This is a genomic window from Pseudomonas sp. ML96, from assembly GCF_000761545.1.
Classification (GTDB): domain Bacteria; phylum Pseudomonadota; class Gammaproteobacteria; order Pseudomonadales; family Pseudomonadaceae; genus Aquipseudomonas.
The window spans coordinates 25,906-42,129 of the sequence record NZ_JPMY01000041.1 but is presented as its reverse complement, the minus strand read 5'-3'; the positions used below and the strand labels follow the sequence as shown (position 1 = coordinate 42,129).

14 protein-coding genes are annotated in these 16,224 nt (G+C 65.0%); 8 read left to right on the top strand and 6 right to left on the bottom strand.

Translation table 11 applies throughout. From position 1 onward, the window contains the following. Positions 1 to 196: 196 nt before the first annotated feature. Complete coding sequence (locus IP89_RS19490) at positions 197 to 694, top strand: hypothetical protein (RefSeq protein ID WP_043311382.1); 498 nt, start codon at positions 197 to 199, stop codon at positions 692 to 694. A gap of 135 nt (positions 695 to 829) precedes the next feature. Continuing rightward, a complete protein-coding gene (locus IP89_RS19485; protein ID WP_043311381.1) occupies positions 830 to 1,348 on the top strand; it encodes a ProQ/FINO family protein in 519 nt (172 codons plus the stop codon). A gap of 65 nt (positions 1,349 to 1,413) precedes the next feature. Here the strand turns inward: IP89_RS19485 and IP89_RS19480 are convergent, their stop codons facing one another. From IP89_RS19480 to IP89_RS19455, 6 genes are all read right to left on the bottom strand, one after another. After that, positions 1,414 to 2,799 (bottom strand): MmgE/PrpD family protein, encoded by a 1,386-nt coding sequence (locus tag IP89_RS19480; RefSeq protein ID WP_043311380.1) that lies wholly within the window; start codon positions 2,797 to 2,799, stop codon positions 1,414 to 1,416. A 16-nt stretch (positions 2,800 to 2,815) separates the two neighbouring features. Beyond that, positions 2,816 to 3,424, bottom strand: a complete 609-nt coding sequence (leuD, locus tag IP89_RS19475; protein WP_043311379.1) for a 3-isopropylmalate dehydratase small subunit — start codon at positions 3,422 to 3,424, stop codon at positions 2,816 to 2,818. Position 3,425: 1 nt separating this feature from the next. Further along, positions 3,426 to 4,850 carry a 3-isopropylmalate dehydratase large subunit gene (gene leuC, locus IP89_RS19470; protein WP_043311378.1) on the bottom strand — a complete coding sequence of 475 codons (1,425 nt, stop codon included), beginning with the start codon at positions 4,848 to 4,850 and terminating at the stop codon, positions 3,426 to 3,428. A gap of 2 nt (positions 4,851 to 4,852) precedes the next feature. Next, a complete protein-coding gene (locus tag IP89_RS19465; protein ID WP_043311377.1) occupies positions 4,853 to 5,872 on the bottom strand; it encodes a phosphoglycerate dehydrogenase in 1,020 nt (339 codons plus the stop codon). 98 nt (positions 5,873 to 5,970) lie between these two features. Continuing rightward, positions 5,971 to 7,254 carry a CitMHS family transporter gene (locus tag IP89_RS19460; protein ID WP_043311376.1) on the bottom strand — a complete coding sequence of 428 codons (1,284 nt, stop codon included), beginning with the start codon at positions 7,252 to 7,254 and terminating at the stop codon, positions 5,971 to 5,973. A 134-nt stretch (positions 7,255 to 7,388) separates the two neighbouring features. Beyond that, the gene (locus IP89_RS19455; protein WP_081963320.1) at positions 7,389 to 8,168 is read right to left on the bottom strand and encodes a MipA/OmpV family protein; all 780 of its coding nucleotides are present in this window, start codon (positions 8,166 to 8,168) and stop codon (positions 7,389 to 7,391) included. 134 nt (positions 8,169 to 8,302) lie between these two features. Between IP89_RS19455 and IP89_RS19450 the strand changes: the two genes are divergently transcribed. The 6 genes from IP89_RS19450 (at position 8,303) to IP89_RS19425 (ending at position 16,207) form a co-directional block, all read left to right on the top strand. Then, the gene (locus IP89_RS19450) at positions 8,303 to 9,505 is read left to right on the top strand and encodes a citrate synthase (protein WP_043311375.1); all 1,203 of its coding nucleotides are present in this window, start codon (positions 8,303 to 8,305) and stop codon (positions 9,503 to 9,505) included. A 159-nt stretch (positions 9,506 to 9,664) separates the two neighbouring features. Continuing rightward, the gene (locus IP89_RS19445; RefSeq protein WP_371261967.1) at positions 9,665 to 11,524 is read left to right on the top strand and encodes a DUF1302 domain-containing protein; all 1,860 of its coding nucleotides are present in this window, start codon (positions 9,665 to 9,667) and stop codon (positions 11,522 to 11,524) included. 10 nt (positions 11,525 to 11,534) lie between these two features. Beyond that, complete coding sequence (locus IP89_RS19440) at positions 11,535 to 12,893, top strand: DUF1329 domain-containing protein (RefSeq protein ID WP_043311373.1); 1,359 nt, start codon at positions 11,535 to 11,537, stop codon at positions 12,891 to 12,893. Between the two features lie 339 nt (positions 12,894 to 13,232). Further along, a complete protein-coding gene (locus tag IP89_RS19435; protein WP_043311372.1) occupies positions 13,233 to 14,618 on the top strand; it encodes an acyclic terpene utilization AtuA family protein in 1,386 nt (461 codons plus the stop codon). Next, positions 14,618 to 14,926: a DUF4387 domain-containing protein gene (locus IP89_RS19430; RefSeq protein WP_043311371.1), complete on the top strand. Its 309-nt coding sequence runs from the start codon at positions 14,618 to 14,620 to the stop codon at positions 14,924 to 14,926. Before IP89_RS19435 ends, IP89_RS19430 begins: the two co-directional genes overlap by 1 nt. A 213-nt stretch (positions 14,927 to 15,139) precedes the next feature. Then, a complete protein-coding gene (locus tag IP89_RS19425; protein WP_052081144.1) occupies positions 15,140 to 16,207 on the top strand; it encodes an Ldh family oxidoreductase in 1,068 nt (355 codons plus the stop codon). Positions 16,208 to 16,224 lie beyond the last annotated feature (17 nt).

Below are 16,224 nucleotides of genomic sequence, written 5' to 3'. Positions count from 1 at the left end.
TGGGTTTCACGAGACGAATGGAATACCGGCCTGAGCCGGCACAGACCTCTCTAATTAGTGCCATACAGCCCGCCAGTAGGCTCTCGCTTCGGCCGATAAGCGCAACCAGCCAACGCCCGCGGCCAAGACTGAATACAATGTGTGCTCAATGATCCCGCGCCATGCACATGGCTACACCGAACAAGGAACTCGCCCCATGGCCTCCCCGGACAAACAGCACAAACGCGCCCAGCGGGCTAAAGCCAAGGCCAAGCAGAATCGTTCGGGCAAGTCCAAGCCCAATGTCGTGCACCCGCTGCTGTCCAATCCGCTGGTCAACGAACCGTTCGATGATGTGGAAATCGACCTGAGCACCTTCGACTTCAAGGACATCGAAGAGAACGGCTTCGACCCGGCGCACTTCGACGATCTGTTCCAGGCGATGAAAGTCGGCGAAGGCATCAGCCTACTGGCGATGTGCCTGATCTTCCTGCAGTACCCGGTGCTGGAACTGGTGGTCGCGGAGGAATCGCAGGAGTCGGCGATCGACTTCATGATGGGCCTGCTGATCGTCTACCGCGGAATCTTCCACGATGAAGACGAAGACGCGGCGGTGAACTGGGTCGGTAGCGATGCCTTCCAACAGGCCTACAACGAAGCCTCGTTGATCCTGGAGAAGAAGAACGCGCGGGGAGCCCCACGGCAGCACGGCTGAAATCCGGAGTTTCTGCTCCACTAGACGAACAATTCCAATCTTGTCCTGGCCGCACCGATACTTGGTCACGCCGATGCACAAGAGTCATGGGATAATCGCCCGCAATGAATCAACCACGAGTCTGCGAACCGAACGATGGGTTTTGAACAATTAGCTGAGCTACGCGACCGCCTGCGAGCCGAAAAAGAGCAGGTCAAGGGAACCGAGCAGGTCAAGACTGACAAGCGCAAGCCGAAGCCCTCCCGGCCAGCGGCCCCGCGTGAGCAGGACCCGGCGGTGGAAGCGATCTGGCGTTTGCAGAAGCACTTCCCACTGGCCTTCCCTGTCAATCCAGCGCCCAAGGTTCCGCTCAAAGAAGGCATTCTCAAGGATGCCGAGCAGCACCTGGAGCTACTCGGCATCACCGCCGAACAGCTCAAGCAGGGCCTCGCCACCTGGTGCCGGGGCAGCCGCTACTGGTCCAGCATGACGGAAAATGCTCCGCGCCTGGACCTGAATGGCGAGGCAGCCGGCATTGTGACCACAGCGCAGGCGCTGCATGCCAAGCAGCAGGTCAAGCGGCAGCGCGCCGATGCACGCCGCGCGCAGTCCAAGCCGAAGGCCCCTGCAAAGCCCGCCACCGATACTGCCGCAGTGGAGCAAAGCGCGGACTAAGCCTCGCGCTCGCCATCGAGCCGCCCGATCACCCCAGCAGAGTGATTGGGCGACTTGCGGCCGACTCAGCGAGGCAAAGGCCCTTTTCCCAACATCGCAGCGAACAACGCCACGTAATCGGTCTGCTGCTCCAAGCGAGCGACATAGGCCAGCACACGATCTTGTGCACTTCGGTCGATATGCGGAGCCGCCATGCGCCGGAACTTGCGTTCGAAGTCTGCGTCGTTCATCGGCGTCTCCAATGAACCGGGACCGCTGATCACCTCGCTGGTAAGTGCCTCGCCCGTGTTCAGGGTCACGCTTACCCGATTGGCCAGGTGCCGAGGGAACAGCTTGGTCAAGGCCGGATCTTCGCTGACCGTCGTCCGACTCATGAGCACACAGGCACGTGGATCGGCTATCCGCTGCGGCGAGTAGGAGTCGAGGGTGATATCGCCATCCAGCAGCGCTCGGGCAACGTTGTAGGGCAAGCTGTGGTCCGCCGTTTCCCGGGTTTGCGGATGCCATTTCTCCGGCTCTGCCAGCACCCGTCGATTGAACTCCGAAGTCTCGATATGGATCGACTCGATAGTGCCGAGATCGGCAATCTGCGCCCTCAGCTCAAGCGCAGCCCAAACGGCGGTATGCAACTCACCGTTGGTAGGGAAGGTCTTGGTCAGCGAGCGAAGGATGGCGAAGTCGCCGTTGTTGCGATTGCCGAAGTTCTCGACGTCTAGAGCGAACTCTCCCGTCACCTGGCGAAAGAAGCCCATGTTGCCTTCGAATACCGGCGCCGGCCCGGTCATGCCGTGACGGGCCAGGCTGGCGGCGAAGATAGCGTTGCGCGCTGCGTTCGCCGCCGAGCAGCCCTTCCAGTCGGAAAGTAATCCCGAACGTACCTGGCGCAATGCCAGGTACGCACTGAGGGCGATGTTGATCGCCTGCTCGGCCTGTTCCTCGTCCAGCTTCATCAGCCTGGCGGCAGCGGCGGCCATTGCCACATTGATGTAATTGACGTGGTCCCAGCCGCGCCTGTTCAGACTGGCAGCATCCTGCAGACGCATCTGGATCTCGTAAGCGATGACGATGGCCGTGACCAACTCGCTGCCCGCGACACCTTCGGCCTCGGCCAGGGCTAGGCAGGCGGGAATGCTGTCGCTGGGGTGGCCGGGCTCCAGGCCCATGTAGCCGTCGTTGTAGTCGAGGAAGCGCACCATGATGCCGTTGGCGAAGGCAGCCAGATCCGGCGTGGTGCGCAGGTCGGTGCCAAACACGCTGGCCGCCGGTTGCTGCACCTGCGCCGCCATGGCGATGGCGATTTCGACCGGTTTCGCGCCATAGGCGCCGAGAATGCAGGCCAGGCTGTCGACGAAACGCCGGCGTACGCAAGCGATCACCGGTGCGGGAATAGACTCAATCGAGAGGTTGCAGGCATAGCGGGCAAGGCGCCGCGCCAGGGTCGGGTCGGACATGTGCTGAAGTCTCCGTTCAGGCCAGCCAGGGGTTAGCGCGCAGGTGCTGCGCCTCGAATGCGCGGATCTGCTCGGTACGCTGCAGGGTGCTGCCGATGGCATCCAGGCCCAGCAGCAGGGCCTGCTTGCGCAGCGGGTCGATGTCGAAATTGATGATTGCACCGTCGCCGAGCAGCACCTGTTGCGCCTGCAGGTCGACGCTGATCGCCGCACTGGCCGGGTCGCTGACGATGCGGCCGAGGTACTGCAACTCGGCCTCCTTCAGCTGGATCAGCAACACGCCGTTGCGCTGGCAGTTATCGAAGAAGATGCCGGCGAAGCTGGTACCGATCAGGGCGCGAAAGCCCAGCTGCTTGAGCCCCCACACCGCATGCTCGCGGCTGGAACCGCAGCCGAAGTTGGGCCCGACCACCAGAAAGCTGGCGCGATTCCACGGCGCCTGATTCAGCACGAAGTCGGGATTGGGCACGCCACCTTCGACAAAGCGCAGGTCGTAGAACAGGCCACGGTCCAGGCCGCTGCGGTCGATGCCCTTGAGGAACTGCTTGGGCATGATCACGTCGGTGTCGACGTTGGCCGCGAGCATCGGCGCGGCGATGCCGCTGACATGAGTGAACGGCTGCATCTCAGGACTCCGGGGACAGGCTGCGAACATCGGTCAAATAGCCCGTGACGGCCGCCGCTGCGACCATCGCCGGGCTCATCAGGTGGGTGCGTGCACCGGCGCCCTGGCGACCTTCGAAGTTGCGGTTGGTGCTGGAGGCGCAGCGGTCGCCGGGGGCCAGCACGTCATCGTTCATCGCCAGGCACATCGAGCAGCCGGACTGCCGCCACTCGAAGCCGGCATCACGGAACACCTGGGCCAGGCCCTCGGCTTCCGCCTGGTCACGCACCTGGGTCGAGCCGGGCACGATCATCGCCCGCACATGGCTGGCCACGCGGCGCCCGCGTACCACCCGCGCGGCATCGCGCAGATCCTCAATACGTGCGTTGGTGCAGGAGCCGATGAAGGCGTGGCTGATACGGATGTCCGCCAGCCGTTCGCCAGCCATCAGGCCCATGTAGCGCAGGGCGCGCTGCAGGTCCTGGCGGCGGATCGGATCGCCCTCCTCCTGCGGGTCTGGCACGCACCCGCCGATAGCAGCGGCCTGATCCGGGCTGGTGCCCCAGGTGACCATCGGCTGCAGTGCGGCGGCGTCCAGCTCCACCTCGCTGTCGTAGTGCGCGCCGGGGTCGCTGCGCAGCTCACGCCAGCTGGCCAGCGCCTGTTCCCAGCGCTCGCCGCGCGGTGCCCGCGGTTTGTCCCGCAGGTAGGCGAAGACCTTGTCGTCGGGGGCCATGAAGGCGCCGCGAGCACCGGCTTCGACGGCCATGTTGCAGATGGTCATGCGCGCCTCGACGCTCAGCGCCTCGATGGTCGGGCCGCAGAATTCGATGGCGTAGCCGGTGGCGCCCGCCGCGCCGATGCGATGGATCAGCGCCATGATGATGTCCTTGGACGTCACCCCCGGCCCCAGCTCGCCACGCACGGTCACGCGCATGCTGCGCAGCTTCTTGTAGACCAGCGTCTGGGTGGCCAGCAGGTGCTCGATCTCCGAGGTGCCGATGCCGAAGCCGAAGGCACCCAGCGCGCCGTAAGTGGTGGTGTGGCTGTCGCCGGCGGCGACCACCATGCCGGGCAGGATGAAGCCCTGCTCCGGCGCCACCACGTGCTCGATGCCCTGGCGCTTGTCCAGCACGTCGAACAGTTCCAGGCCGAAGTCGCGGCAGTTCTGCTCGAAGTAGGAAACCTGCTGCGCGCCGCCGGCGTCCGGCATGGCGGCGATGCGCTCGGGCGCCGTGGGGTTCACATGGTCGACTACGCACAGCGTGGCAGCCGGGCGCCACACCTTGCGCCCGGCTTCGCGCAGGCCGCTGAAGGCCTGCGGGCTGGTGTACTCGTTGGCGACCTGGCGGTCGATGTACAGCAGCACGTGACCGTGGTCGTCCAGGGTGCAGACGGTGTGGGCGTCGATGTGTTTTTCGTAGAGATTGCGCGCTCGCGTCGTCATGTTCACAGGGCCCCCGAGATGGGACGGCCGTCGGCGATCACGCAGGGCGCCGGCGGCGTCTCGCCATTCAGCACCGCCACCACGCATTGCGCGGCAATCAGGTTGGTGCGCTGCAGCCCTTCATGGGTCGAGGCGCCGCTGTGTGGCGTGGCCACCACGTTGGGCAGGACCAGCAGCGCGTCGGTGGTGGCGCGGTAGCTGGCGTCGGTTTCACTGAGGAAGACATCCAGGCCGGCACCGGCGATAGCACCATCCAGCAACGCCTCCAGCAGCGCGCGATCATCGACCAGACCGCCGCGGGCGGTGTTGATCAGCACGGCAGTGGGCTTCATACGGTTGAGCGCGGAGGCGTCGATAAGCAGGCGCGTGTCGTCGTTCAGCGGCGCGTGCAGGGTCACGTAGTCGCTCTCGGCCAGCAAGGTATCGAGATCGACGAACTGCACACCGGCCTCGCGCCCGTAGCTCCAGTCCGGCTTCGGCGAACAGGCCAGCACGCGTGCATCGAAACCGGCCATGCGCTTGACCACGCCACGGCCGATGCGGCCCAGGCCGATGACGCCGACGGTCTTGCCATACAGGTCGCCGCCCAGGGCGATGGTCCAGTCGCCATTGAGCATGCGCGCCTTGGAATCGCCCAGGCGCCGACCCAGGGCCAGCATCATCGCCACGGCGTGATCGGCGACGCTGGCGTCGTTGCCGCCGACGGCGATGGTAGCAACCTTGCCGCTGGCGCGGACCGCGGCCACGTCCACACGCTCGTAGCCGACGCCGCGGCGGGCGATGGCCTGCAGCCGCGGCAGGCGACCGAGCAGCGAGGCGGTGATCCAGGCATGGCCGACGATCCATGCATCGGCGTCGGCCAGCAGCGCCTGCAGCTGGTCTTCGCTGAAGTCGCCATCGGCCTGGCCGTCGGCCAGCTGTGCCAGCTCGACCTCGCAGCCATTGGCATGCAGATACGCCAGGCTCTCGGCATCGAAGAAGCGCTGGGTCACCAGCACCTTGCGGGGGAGTCGCTCACTCATGATGGGCCTCGCCTGAGTAAGAAATGCGTTTCCTGCGGCCAGCCGCTGCCTATCCCCGGGCACGGCGCCCGAGGAGGTGTATGCAGCTGACAGGAGGGTTAGGTGATGGCGCCGGTGGCCAACGCAGAGAGTATCAGGATCGCCGAACAGCCCAGCGCCCAGAGCAGGCCATAGCGCTGCAGCTCGCCCATGTCGCGCTTGAGCAAGCCGGCCAGCAGGTAGGGCGCGGCGATCAACGGGCTGAGGGCGTGCACCGGCTGGCCCAGCACCGAGGCGCGGGCAATGTGCAGCGGGTCGATGCCGTATTGGCCGGCCGCGCCGTTGAGGATCGGCAGGATGCCGTAGAAGAACGCGTCATTGGACATGAAGAAGGTGAAGGGAATCGCCGCCAGCGCGGTGATCACGCTCATGAACGGCCCGGCGTTTTCCGGCACCACATCGAGGAAGGCCTTGGACATGCCGTCGACCATGCCCGACCCAGACAGAATCCCGGTGAAGGCACCGGCGGCGAAGATCAGCGCCACCACGTTGAGCACGTTGTCCGCATGCGCGGCGATGCGTTCCTTCTGCTCGGCCAGGCGCGGGTAGTTGATCACCAGCGCCAGGGCCAGGGCGATCATCATCAGCACCGGCAGCGGCCCGAGGCCCAGGCCCATGCTCGCCACCAGCCCCAGGGTCAGCGCCAGGTTGACCCAGAACAGGTGCGGTCGATGGCTGTCCTTGAGCTTGCGCTCCAGCTCGGGCGCCGCCGTGTCGAACTGTCCCGGCACCCAGCCGAGACGCCGACGCTCGCGCTTGCCCAGCCACCAGGCTGCGGCAAAGGCGTAGGCCAGGGCGATGAGCATGGCCGGAATCAGGCCGACGAATACATCCATCGCATCCACGTGCAGGGCACTGGCAGCGCGGGCAGTCGGCCCGCCCCAGGGCACGATATTGATCACCGTGTTGGTCAGCAGCAGCATCACCGCCAGGATCAACGGGTTCATGCCCAGGCGCAGGTACACCGGGAGGAACGCGGTGACCACCACCAGAACCGTGGTCGCGCCGTCGCCATCCAGCGAGATGACGGTCGACAGCGCGGCGGTGCCGAGGGTGATGCGCAGCGGGTCATTGCCGACCCAGCGGATGATGCGCTTGACCGCCGGCTCGAACAGGCCGGCGTCGAACATCACCGCGAAATACAGTAGGGCGAACATCAGCATCATCGCGGTCGGCGTGACCTTGATGACACCCTCCAGCACCATGTCGCCCATCTGTTCGCCGAGACCCAGCGCCAGGGCGAACGCCACCGGCACCAGAATCAGCGCGACGATGGCCGACAAGCGCCGCGTGAGAATCAGCAGCATGAACACCGAGACCATCGCAAAGCCAACCCAAGCCATTCTCTTGTCCTTGTTATCAGAAGCGTTGAGGTAAGGGGCCGCACGTCAGGCGCAGGCAGCGCTCAGGGGCACGACGATCAAAAAGCTACACATTGATGAATTAACCGTAAATCTGTATTTTTTTCGTACACTATTCAGTCAAATAACCAGGACAGTCCGACCTTCACCCCGAACTGGCCGGAGTCGCCTTCGCTCAGCGGGCTGTCGCTGAGGCGGTCGGGCAGCATGCGGTAGCTCGCCTCGCCATTGATCAGCCAGCGCTCGCCGAGTGGCTGCGACAGACCCAGGGACAGACTCGGCACCAGTGCACTGCCGGGTCGGTAACGCAGCACGCCGCGTTGTTCTTCGTCACGCAGGGTGCCGTAGTAGTAATCGGCGAGGTCGCTCGACAGATGGTTCAGCGCCAGCGATGGGGTCACTGTCGCACTCCCCAGCTGCAGGGGGTAGCCGTATTCCATGCTCAGCTCGTAGCCGTCGCTGGCACCACTGACATCGCCCCTGACAGAGGCCTGCAGCTCGCCGAGCGCGCCCTTCCAGCTGGCCTGCAGGCCCAGGTCGAGGCCGTCGTCGCGGTCCTCCAGCAGGTCGCGATCGATGCCGTTCTCGGCCAGCTCGCGACGGCCGAAGTCATCGGCGTCGATGCCATCGAAACGCCCGGCGACTATCACATCGAGACCAAAGCCCTCGCCCTGATACAGGTGCAAACCGGCGTGCAGGCCACGCACGAACAGGTGTTCGCCCTCGTAGTTGAGCAGCGGCAGCAGCGACAGCGAGGTGCCGGCACCGGCATAGGGACTCTGCGAGGCGGATACGCCGAGACCGACCGACTTCAATCCGTACTCATCCGCCAGGGCCGCCAGGGGCAGCAGCAAGGCAGTCGGAACCAGGGACAACGCAAGACACAGCGACTTCATGAGAGCAGCCTTCTGCAGGTTTCAGCATCGGTCGAAAGCGCCGGAATAGACGCTGGCCAACCACCGTTTACAAGAATGTAAACAGTCGACTAAGATCGGTAAATCTGTACATAAACTGTCCATACAAGGCCGCCATGACCCAGCAAGACGAGCTCTATCTCTCCGCCGAAGAAGCCGCCGCCCTGCTCGGCGTCAACCTGCCCACGCTGTACGCCTATGTCGGGCGCAAGAACATCCGCTCGCTCAAGGTCGAGGGCTCGCGCAAGCGCCGCTACTGGGCCGCGGATATCCAGCGCCTGGTCAAGGGGCCGAAGAATGGCGAGGGCGGCAGCAAGCGCAATGTCGACTCGCACAGCTCGCTGACCCTGCTCACCGAAGACGGCCTCTACTACCGCGGCCGCGACATCAACGAGCTGGTGGAAACCGCCACGGTCGAGGAAGTCGCGGAGATGTTCTGGCAGGTGCCAGGTGCGTTCGGCAGCACCCTGCCGCACCTGCCGGAGGGCATCGACCAACTGCTCGAGCTGTATGCGCATACCACGGTGATCGAGAAGGCGATTGCCCTGTTCCCGCTGGTGGAGCGGGTCAACCCCAAGGCCTTCGACCTGTCGCCGGAAGGCTACGCCCGCACCGGCGCCGACGTGGTGCGCTGGTTCGCCGCCCTGGTGGTCGGCGCGAAGCTGCCGGACACCCGCCCGCTGCACGAATTCCTCGCCTCGTCCTGCGGTGTCGACCAGCGCTTCGCCGACCTGATCCGGCGCATGCTGATCCTGTGCATCGACCATGAACTGGACCACTCGACCTACAGCGTGCGCGCTGCGGCGAACACCGGCGTCACGCCCTACTACGCCGCCATCACCGGCCTGGCCACGGCGCGCGGACGCCGCGTGGCCTACGGCCGCAACGAGGCGGTCAGCCACCTGCTGGACGACATCTGCAACGCCAAGGACCCGGCCGAGCCGATCCTGCAGTACTACAGCCAGGGCGGCGACATCCCCGGCTTCTGCGCCAACGCGCATACCGCCCACCACGTGCACAGCATCGCCGACCCACGGGCGATCAGCCTGAAGAAGACCCTCGATGAAATGTTCGCCGACGACCCGGAATACCTGCGCCTGCTCAAGGCAATGCAGGTCGCCGAGGAACTGGTACAGCACCCGGCCGAGTTCATCCTGCTGGTCAGCTTCGTCGGTCGCAAACTCAACCTCGCCGGACAGGAACTGGCCCTCGCCGCTGTCGCCCGCCTGATCGGCTGGTTCGCCCACGCCAGCGAGCAGTACAACCAGCAGCCGATGATCCGCCATCGCGCTCGCTACACCGGCGCCCTGCCCGGCTAAGCCTTCCGCCCTCCCCGCTGTCGACCAAGCCCGCCGCCAGTCTCCTGGCAGCGGGCTTTTTCGTGCATGGACAAAATCTATACAGATTTACATCTAGATTTCCCACGTATAGCGTCTAATGGAGATTGATTCATACATGTAGATTATTTTTGTACATATATGACGATCTTCAAGCCTAAGGATGTTTCGGAAGGCGGCCCGCCGCACTCCGCATCGAAAACAAAAACAAAGGTGAGAGACGTGAAACCATCCATCAAGCGCCCCGGCTTGCCCGGGACAGCACTCCTGGCAGTGGCAACGGCGGGCTACATGGCCGGCGCCCAAGCGGTGAATTTCAATATCGGCGAAGTGGAGGGGCAGCTCGATTCGGCGTTGTCCGTCGGCGCGAGCTGGGCGGTGCGTGCACCGGACCCGGACTTCATCGCCCAGGGCAACGGCGGCAAGGGCGACTCGCGCACCTCCGACGACGCCCGTCTGAACTTCAAGAAGGGCGAGACCTTCTCGAAGATCTTCAAGGGCATCCATGACCTCGAACTGAAGTACCGCGACTCCGGCATCTTCCTGCGCGGCAAGTACTGGTACGACTTCGAACTGAAGGACGAGAGCCGGCTGCTCTACGACATCCGCGACGACAACCGCAAACGCGGCGCGCAGTCGTCCGGCGTGGAGCTGCTCGACGCCTTCGTCTACCACAACTACGAGGTCGCCGACCGGCCAGGCTCGGTGCGCGTCGGCAAGCAGGTGGTCAGCTGGGGCGGCAGTACCTTCATCAGCGGCGGCATCAACAGCATCAACCCGCTGGATGCCAACGCCCTGCGCCGCCCGGGCTCTGAGCTCAAGGAAGGTCTGCTGCCGGTCAACATGATCTACCTGCAGCAGACGCTGACCGAAGACGTCAGCATGGAGACCTTCTACCAGTTGGAGTGGGACCAGACCGTCGCCGACAACTGCGGCACCTTCTTCGCCAGCTCGGACATCGTCGCCGATGGCTGCTATGACCGTTACGTGGTGCGCGGTGCGGACATCGAGCCGGGCCAGTCCGACAACAGCGGGCTCAACGGCAACACCATCTACATGCCGCGCGGCGGTGACCGCGACGCCCGCGACAGCGGCCAGTTCGGCGTCGCCCTGCGCTGGTTCGTGCCCGAGCTGAACGACACGGAAATCAGCGCCTACTACCTGAACTACCACAGCCGCACACCGGTGGGCAGTTCGGTGATCAGCAGCGCACCCAACCCGTTCGCCGCACCGGGCTTCGGCGCGGCCAATGCCCAGTACTTCCTCGAATACCCGGAAGACATCCGCCTGTACGGCCTGAGCTTCAACACCACCGTCGGCACCGCCTCCGTCGAGGGTGAGCTGAGCTACCGGCCGAACATGCCGCTGGCGTTCGACGACCTGACCTACGCCACCCTGCGCCTGGCCCCCGTGGTGCCGAGCATCATCCCCAACTCGGGCATCCCTGGCGACGTGATCCACGGCTACACCCGCGTGCCGATGACCCAGGCGCAGATGAGCGTGACGCAGACCTTCGACCAGGTGCTTGGCGCCAGCCGCCTGAGCCTCATCGGCGAGGTCGGCTTCAACCACCTCAACGGCATCAGCGAGGGCGACTACGGCGAGTATCGCTTCGGCCGGGCGAGCCACTTCGGCCCGGGCGAGTACTTCGACGCCGACGGCAACGACCTGTGCAGCACGCTGCTCAGCGGCCGCCCGGAGTACTGCAACAGCGAAGGCTTCTTCACCCGCAACTCCTGGGGTTATCGCCTGCGCGCCGGCCTGACCTACAACGGCGTGATCGGAGGCCTCGACCTCAGCCCCAACCTGGCCTGGTCGCACGACGTGGATGGCTACGGGCCGAACTTCAACGAAGGCGGCAAGGCCATCAGCATCGGGCTCAGCGCCAAGTACCTGTCCAACTACGAAGCCAGCATCAGTTACACCGACTACTTCGGCGGCAAATACACCACCAACGGTGATCGGGATTTCATCAGCGCCAGCTTTGGCGTGACGTTCTGAGGACGTTCCAATGACAAAACAATACCTATCGCGCTACGCGCTCTCGCTGTGCCTGCCCCTGCTGATCAACCCTGCGTTCGCCGCCGTCGATGCAGCGCAAGCCGACAAGCTGGGCGCTGCCCTGACGCCCGTGGGCGCCGAACGCGCCGGCAATGCCGCCGGCAGCATTCCCGAGTGGACCGGCGGCCTGGCCAAGGACGCCGGCACCAGCACCAATGGCTTCCGCGCTGACCCGTTCGCCAGCGAGAAGCCGCTGGCCGTTATCACCGCGCAGAATCTCGACCAGTACCGCGCACAGCTGAGCCCGGGCCAGCAAGCGCTGTTCGCCCGCTACCCGAGCACCTACAAAATCCCGGTCTACCCCAGCCACCGCAGCGTGGCCTGGCCGCAGAAGACCTACCCGATCATCCGCAACAACGCCCTCAACACCACCGCGGTGGAGGGCGGCAACGGCCTGGAGAACTACACCAGCCCGCTGGCCTTCCCGGTGCCGCAGAACGGCCTCGAGGTGCTGTGGAACCACATCACCCGCTACCGTGGCGGCAGCTTCACCCGCGAGACCACGGCCTTCATGACCACGCCGTCGGGCGACTACTCGTGGAAGACCGAGCGTGACCGCCTGGCCTACAGCGAGGAACTGCTGGACTACGACCCGAGCAAGTCGAAGAACATCCTCTACTACTTCACCTCCGAGAACGTCGCCCCGGCGCGGGATGTCGGCGGCGTGCTGCTGGTCCACGAGACCCTCAACCAGGTCAAGGAACCACGCATGGCCTGGCAGTACAACTCCGGCCAGCGTCGCGTGCGCCGCGCGCCACAGGTCGCCTACGACAGCCCCGGCCCAGGCAACCTGCGCACCACCGACCAGACCGACATGTTCAACGGCTCGCCCGATCGCTACGACTGGAAGCTGGTGGGCAAGCGCGAAATGTACGTGCCCTACAACAGCTTCCGCCTAGCCGACCCGAGCAACAGCTACGACGAGCTGATCACCCCCGGCCACCTCAACCAGGACAAGACCCGCTACGAGCTGCACCGGGTCTGGGAAATCATCGGCACGCTCAAGGAAGGCCAGCGCCACGTCTACTCCAAGCGCCACCTGTTCATCGACGAAGACAGCTGGACCATCGTCGAGGCCGACCACTACGACGCCCGCGGCAACCTCTGGCGCGTGTCGGAGAACCACATTCTGCCGCTGTACGACGTGCAGACGCAGATCTCCGCCGGCGAGCTGACCTACGACCTGATCTCCGGCCGTTACCTGGCGAACTACATGTTCAACAAGGTGAACAACGCCTACCAGTTCGGCCTCAAGGCCAAGACATCGGACTTCACCCCGGCCGCCCTGCGCGCCATGGGCATCCGCTGACCATGGCAGGTCCGTTCCACGCTGGCTCCTCCTCTCTGGCCGTCCTGTCATCGACGCCCCGCTAGAGACCTTTGCCGCCCGCTGGGCGGCTTTTTTTCAGCGGGCGCAAAGGTGCCGGTCAGAGCCAGAAGCAGGCGTAGATGGACGAAATCCGTACAGATTTACATGAACAAACAGCAAATGTATGTTTAATCCACGCAATAAACGTATACATGTACAAATAAATACATACATGCGTAATGCGGCCCAGGGATGCCCGTGAAACCAGGCGTTCGCGGAACACAACAAGACCAACAACGCGCCGTTGAACCCATCAACGCGCAGAGGCTTAGGAAGACCATGGAAAACCCCGTCAAGATTCTGATCCCGTGCGGATCGATAGGCACCGGCATACGCGAAGAGGAAGTCCGCCTCGGCATCGCGCTCGGCGCCCAGGCCATCGCCAGCGACGCCGGCTCGACCGACAGCGGTGCGGCCTACATGATCCAGGGCGTCGGCAAGTACCCGCGCGCCACCATCAAGCAGGAACTGGCGATCCTCATGAAGGCCCAGGCCGAGGCGAAGATCCCGCTGATCATCGGCTCCTGCGGCCAGTCAGGCAGCGATGCTGGCCTCGATTGGATGCGCGACATCGCCCTGGAGATCGCCCGCGAGAACGGCCTGACGCCGAAGATCGCCGTGCTCTACTGCGAGCAGGACAAGGCCACGCTGAAAGCCAAGCACGCCGCCGGCAAGATCAAGGAACTGCCGCCGCTCGGCCCGATCACCGACGAGCTGATCGACTCCTGCGAACACATCGTCGCCTCCATGGGCGTGGAGCCCTACATCGCCGCGCTACGTGATGGCGCCGACATCGTCCTCGGCGGGCGCACCACCGACACCGCGGTGATCGCCTCCTACGCCCTGCTCAAGGGCGCACCCGCCGGCCCGGCCTGGCACGCGGCGAAGATCGCCGAGTGTGGCGCGCAGTGCACCGTCGACCCCACCAACGGCAACGGCATCCTGATCAGCATCGACGCCGACGGCTTCGAGGTCGAACCGCTGCAGCCGAACAACAGCTGCGCCCCGGAAACCGTGTGCGCACACATGCTCTACGAGAACTCCAACCCGTTCCTGCTCACCGAGCCGGGCGGCGTGCTTGACGTCACCGACGCCAAGTACGTGCAGAAGGACGAGCGCGTGGTGCGCGTCACCGGCTCGCGCTGGATCGAGAAGCCCTACACCATGAAGCTCGAAGGCGCCGCCGCCGGGCGTTACCAGACGCTGATGCTGATTGGCATCGAGGACCCGGAAATCCTCGGCCGCATCGACGAGTTCCACGACCGCATGCACGCCGCGCTCACCGGCCGCGTGCACTCGGTGCTCGGCGCCGAGGCCGGCGACTTCCATATCTCGCTGCGCGTCTATGGCTGGAACGCCGTGTCTGGGATGAAGCGCCCGGCGGGCACGCCGGCGCCACTGGAGGTCGGCATCCTGTTCGTCGCCACCGCCGCCACCCAGGCGCTGGCCACGCGCATCGCCAAGACCTGCAACCCGTGGTTCTTCCACTGGCCGCTGGAGCGCAATCGCGAGCTGCCGAGCCACGGCTTCCCCTTCTCGCCCGCCGAGCTGGAGCGTGGTGCCGTGTACGAATTCAAGCTCAACCATGTCGTGGAAACCGACGATGGCTTCGAGCTCGTGCGCAGCCAGTGGGTCGATCTGTCCAACCAAGTGGAGTCCGTCTAATGGCCACCCTCAAAGACGTCAGCCGTCACGTCCGCTCGAAGAACGCCGGCCCCTTCTGGGTCACCGTGGACATCTTCTTCGACAGCAAGGAGAGCTTCAGCAAATACGCCAGGACCGAGAAGCTCTCGCCCAGCGTGTTTGCCGAGCTCTACAACGCCAACCCGGAGCACGTGCACCACTACCTGGTGCCGGACCTGAACATCCTGAAGATATCCTACCCACGCACCTGGCCGCAGGGCGGCGAGCTGGAGCGGGACATGCACGCCGGCAACCAGTGCAAGCGCCTGCTCGGCATCGAACTCGACTGAGCCCGACGGGCCGGCAGCACTGCCGGCCCTTTCCATCCGCCAGATCGCAGTGCCTGCCACGTTTCAACACGCAATACGCAGCGCCCTGGCGGATATCCCCAGCCCATCAGCATCACTTCCAAACGGGACACGCACCTTGCCTGCCCGCGCGCCTCGCTGCCGCAATTTCTGCGACAAGCGCGCCCTCCCCTCTGACTAACCCGCGGAGATGCCATGACTCATCCCCTACCCAGCACACCCGCCGTTGTCCTCTACGCCGCAGATGACCTCATGGAGTGGACGGCCAAGGCCTTCCAGGCCGCCGGCGTTCGCCCACTCGACGCGCAGCACACCGCCCGCGTATTGCTGCGCACCAGCCTGCGCGGCATCGACACCCACGGCGTGGTGCGAGTGATGCCCTACATCGAGAAAGTACGCAGTGGCGAGGTCAATGCCGCGCCGAATATCTCGTCCCAGCTGCGCGATGGCGTACTGCATTTCGATGGCGACGGCGGCCTCGGCCAGTCGGTCGCCAGCGAGGCGATGACGGCTGCCATCGAGCAGGCCCGTAGCCAGCCGGTGGTCACCTGTTTGCTACGGCGCAGCGGCCATCTCTCGGCCATCGGCCAGTTCGCCCTGCAGGCCGCCGAGCAAGGCATGATCGCCCTGATCTGCCAGGAGACGCCGCCGCTGATGGCCCTGCGCGGCTCGTCACGCCCCTCGATCGGCAACAACCCGATCGCCTTCGCCGCCCCCGTCAGCGGCCAGGCGCCACTGGTGTTCGACATGGCGACTAGCGTGGTGGCGCGCGGCAACGTGCTGGATGCCATCCGCGAAGGCCGCCCCAGCCTGCCGGAAGGCTGGGCCATCGGCCCGGATGGCGAGCCGACCTGCGATCCGGCCCAGGCGCTCAAGGGCGCCATGCTGCCCATCGCCGGGCACAAGGGTATCGGCCTGGCGATGATGGTGCAGGTCTTGGCCGGCAGCCTCAGCGCCTCGACCACGGCGCAGAGTGCCGCGACCCATGCGGCCACCAGCAGCGCCGGCAACGTCAGCGCCTTCATCCTGGTAATCAATCCGGACCTGGTGATCGGTCGCGACACCTTCGACGCACATATGCACGCCTGGATCGACACCTACAAGAACGCCTCGGGCGCCGGTGGGCGTTACCCCGGCGAGCGCGCCGCCGAGATCGAGGCGCAACGCTTGCGCGACGGCATCCCGCTGGCCAGCCAGGTGGTGGCCGAGCTGCAAAAGGTCGGCGAGTCAGTTGGGCATGCGTTCACCGTGCAACCGCGCTAGGCGCTGCGCCGAGCTGG

What these genes read in the sequence shown, in the direction of transcription:
- IP89_RS19440 (WP_043311373.1), top strand. Translation starts at nt 11,535, where the DNA reads ATGACAAAACAATACCTATCGCGCTACGCGCTCTCGCTGTGCCTGCCC.
- IP89_RS19425 (WP_052081144.1), top strand. Translation starts at nt 15,140, where the DNA reads ATGACTCATCCCCTACCCAGCACACCCGCCGTTGTCCTCTACGCCGCA.
- IP89_RS19455 (WP_081963320.1), bottom strand. Translation starts at nt 8,168, where the DNA reads ATGAAGTCGCTGTGTCTTGCGTTGTCCCTGGTTCCGACTGCCTTGCTG.
- IP89_RS19430 (WP_043311371.1), top strand. Translation starts at nt 14,618, where the DNA reads ATGGCCACCCTCAAAGACGTCAGCCGTCACGTCCGCTCGAAGAACGCC.
- IP89_RS19445 (WP_371261967.1), top strand. Translation starts at nt 9,665, where the DNA reads ATGACGATCTTCAAGCCTAAGGATGTTTCGGAAGGCGGCCCGCCGCAC.
- IP89_RS19435 (WP_043311372.1), top strand. Translation starts at nt 13,233, where the DNA reads ATGGAAAACCCCGTCAAGATTCTGATCCCGTGCGGATCGATAGGCACC.
- IP89_RS19485 (WP_043311381.1), top strand. Translation starts at nt 830, where the DNA reads ATGGGTTTTGAACAATTAGCTGAGCTACGCGACCGCCTGCGAGCCGAA.
- leuC (WP_043311378.1), bottom strand. Translation starts at nt 4,850, where the DNA reads ATGACGACGCGAGCGCGCAATCTCTACGAAAAACACATCGACGCCCAC.
- IP89_RS19465 (WP_043311377.1), bottom strand. Translation starts at nt 5,872, where the DNA reads ATGAGTGAGCGACTCCCCCGCAAGGTGCTGGTGACCCAGCGCTTCTTC.
- IP89_RS19460 (WP_043311376.1), bottom strand. Translation starts at nt 7,254, where the DNA reads ATGGCTTGGGTTGGCTTTGCGATGGTCTCGGTGTTCATGCTGCTGATT.
- IP89_RS19490 (WP_043311382.1), top strand. Translation starts at nt 197, where the DNA reads ATGGCCTCCCCGGACAAACAGCACAAACGCGCCCAGCGGGCTAAAGCC.
- leuD (WP_043311379.1), bottom strand. Translation starts at nt 3,424, where the DNA reads ATGCAGCCGTTCACTCATGTCAGCGGCATCGCCGCGCCGATGCTCGCG.
- IP89_RS19480 (WP_043311380.1), bottom strand. Translation starts at nt 2,799, where the DNA reads ATGTCCGACCCGACCCTGGCGCGGCGCCTTGCCCGCTATGCCTGCAAC.
- IP89_RS19450 (WP_043311375.1), top strand. Translation starts at nt 8,303, where the DNA reads ATGACCCAGCAAGACGAGCTCTATCTCTCCGCCGAAGAAGCCGCCGCC.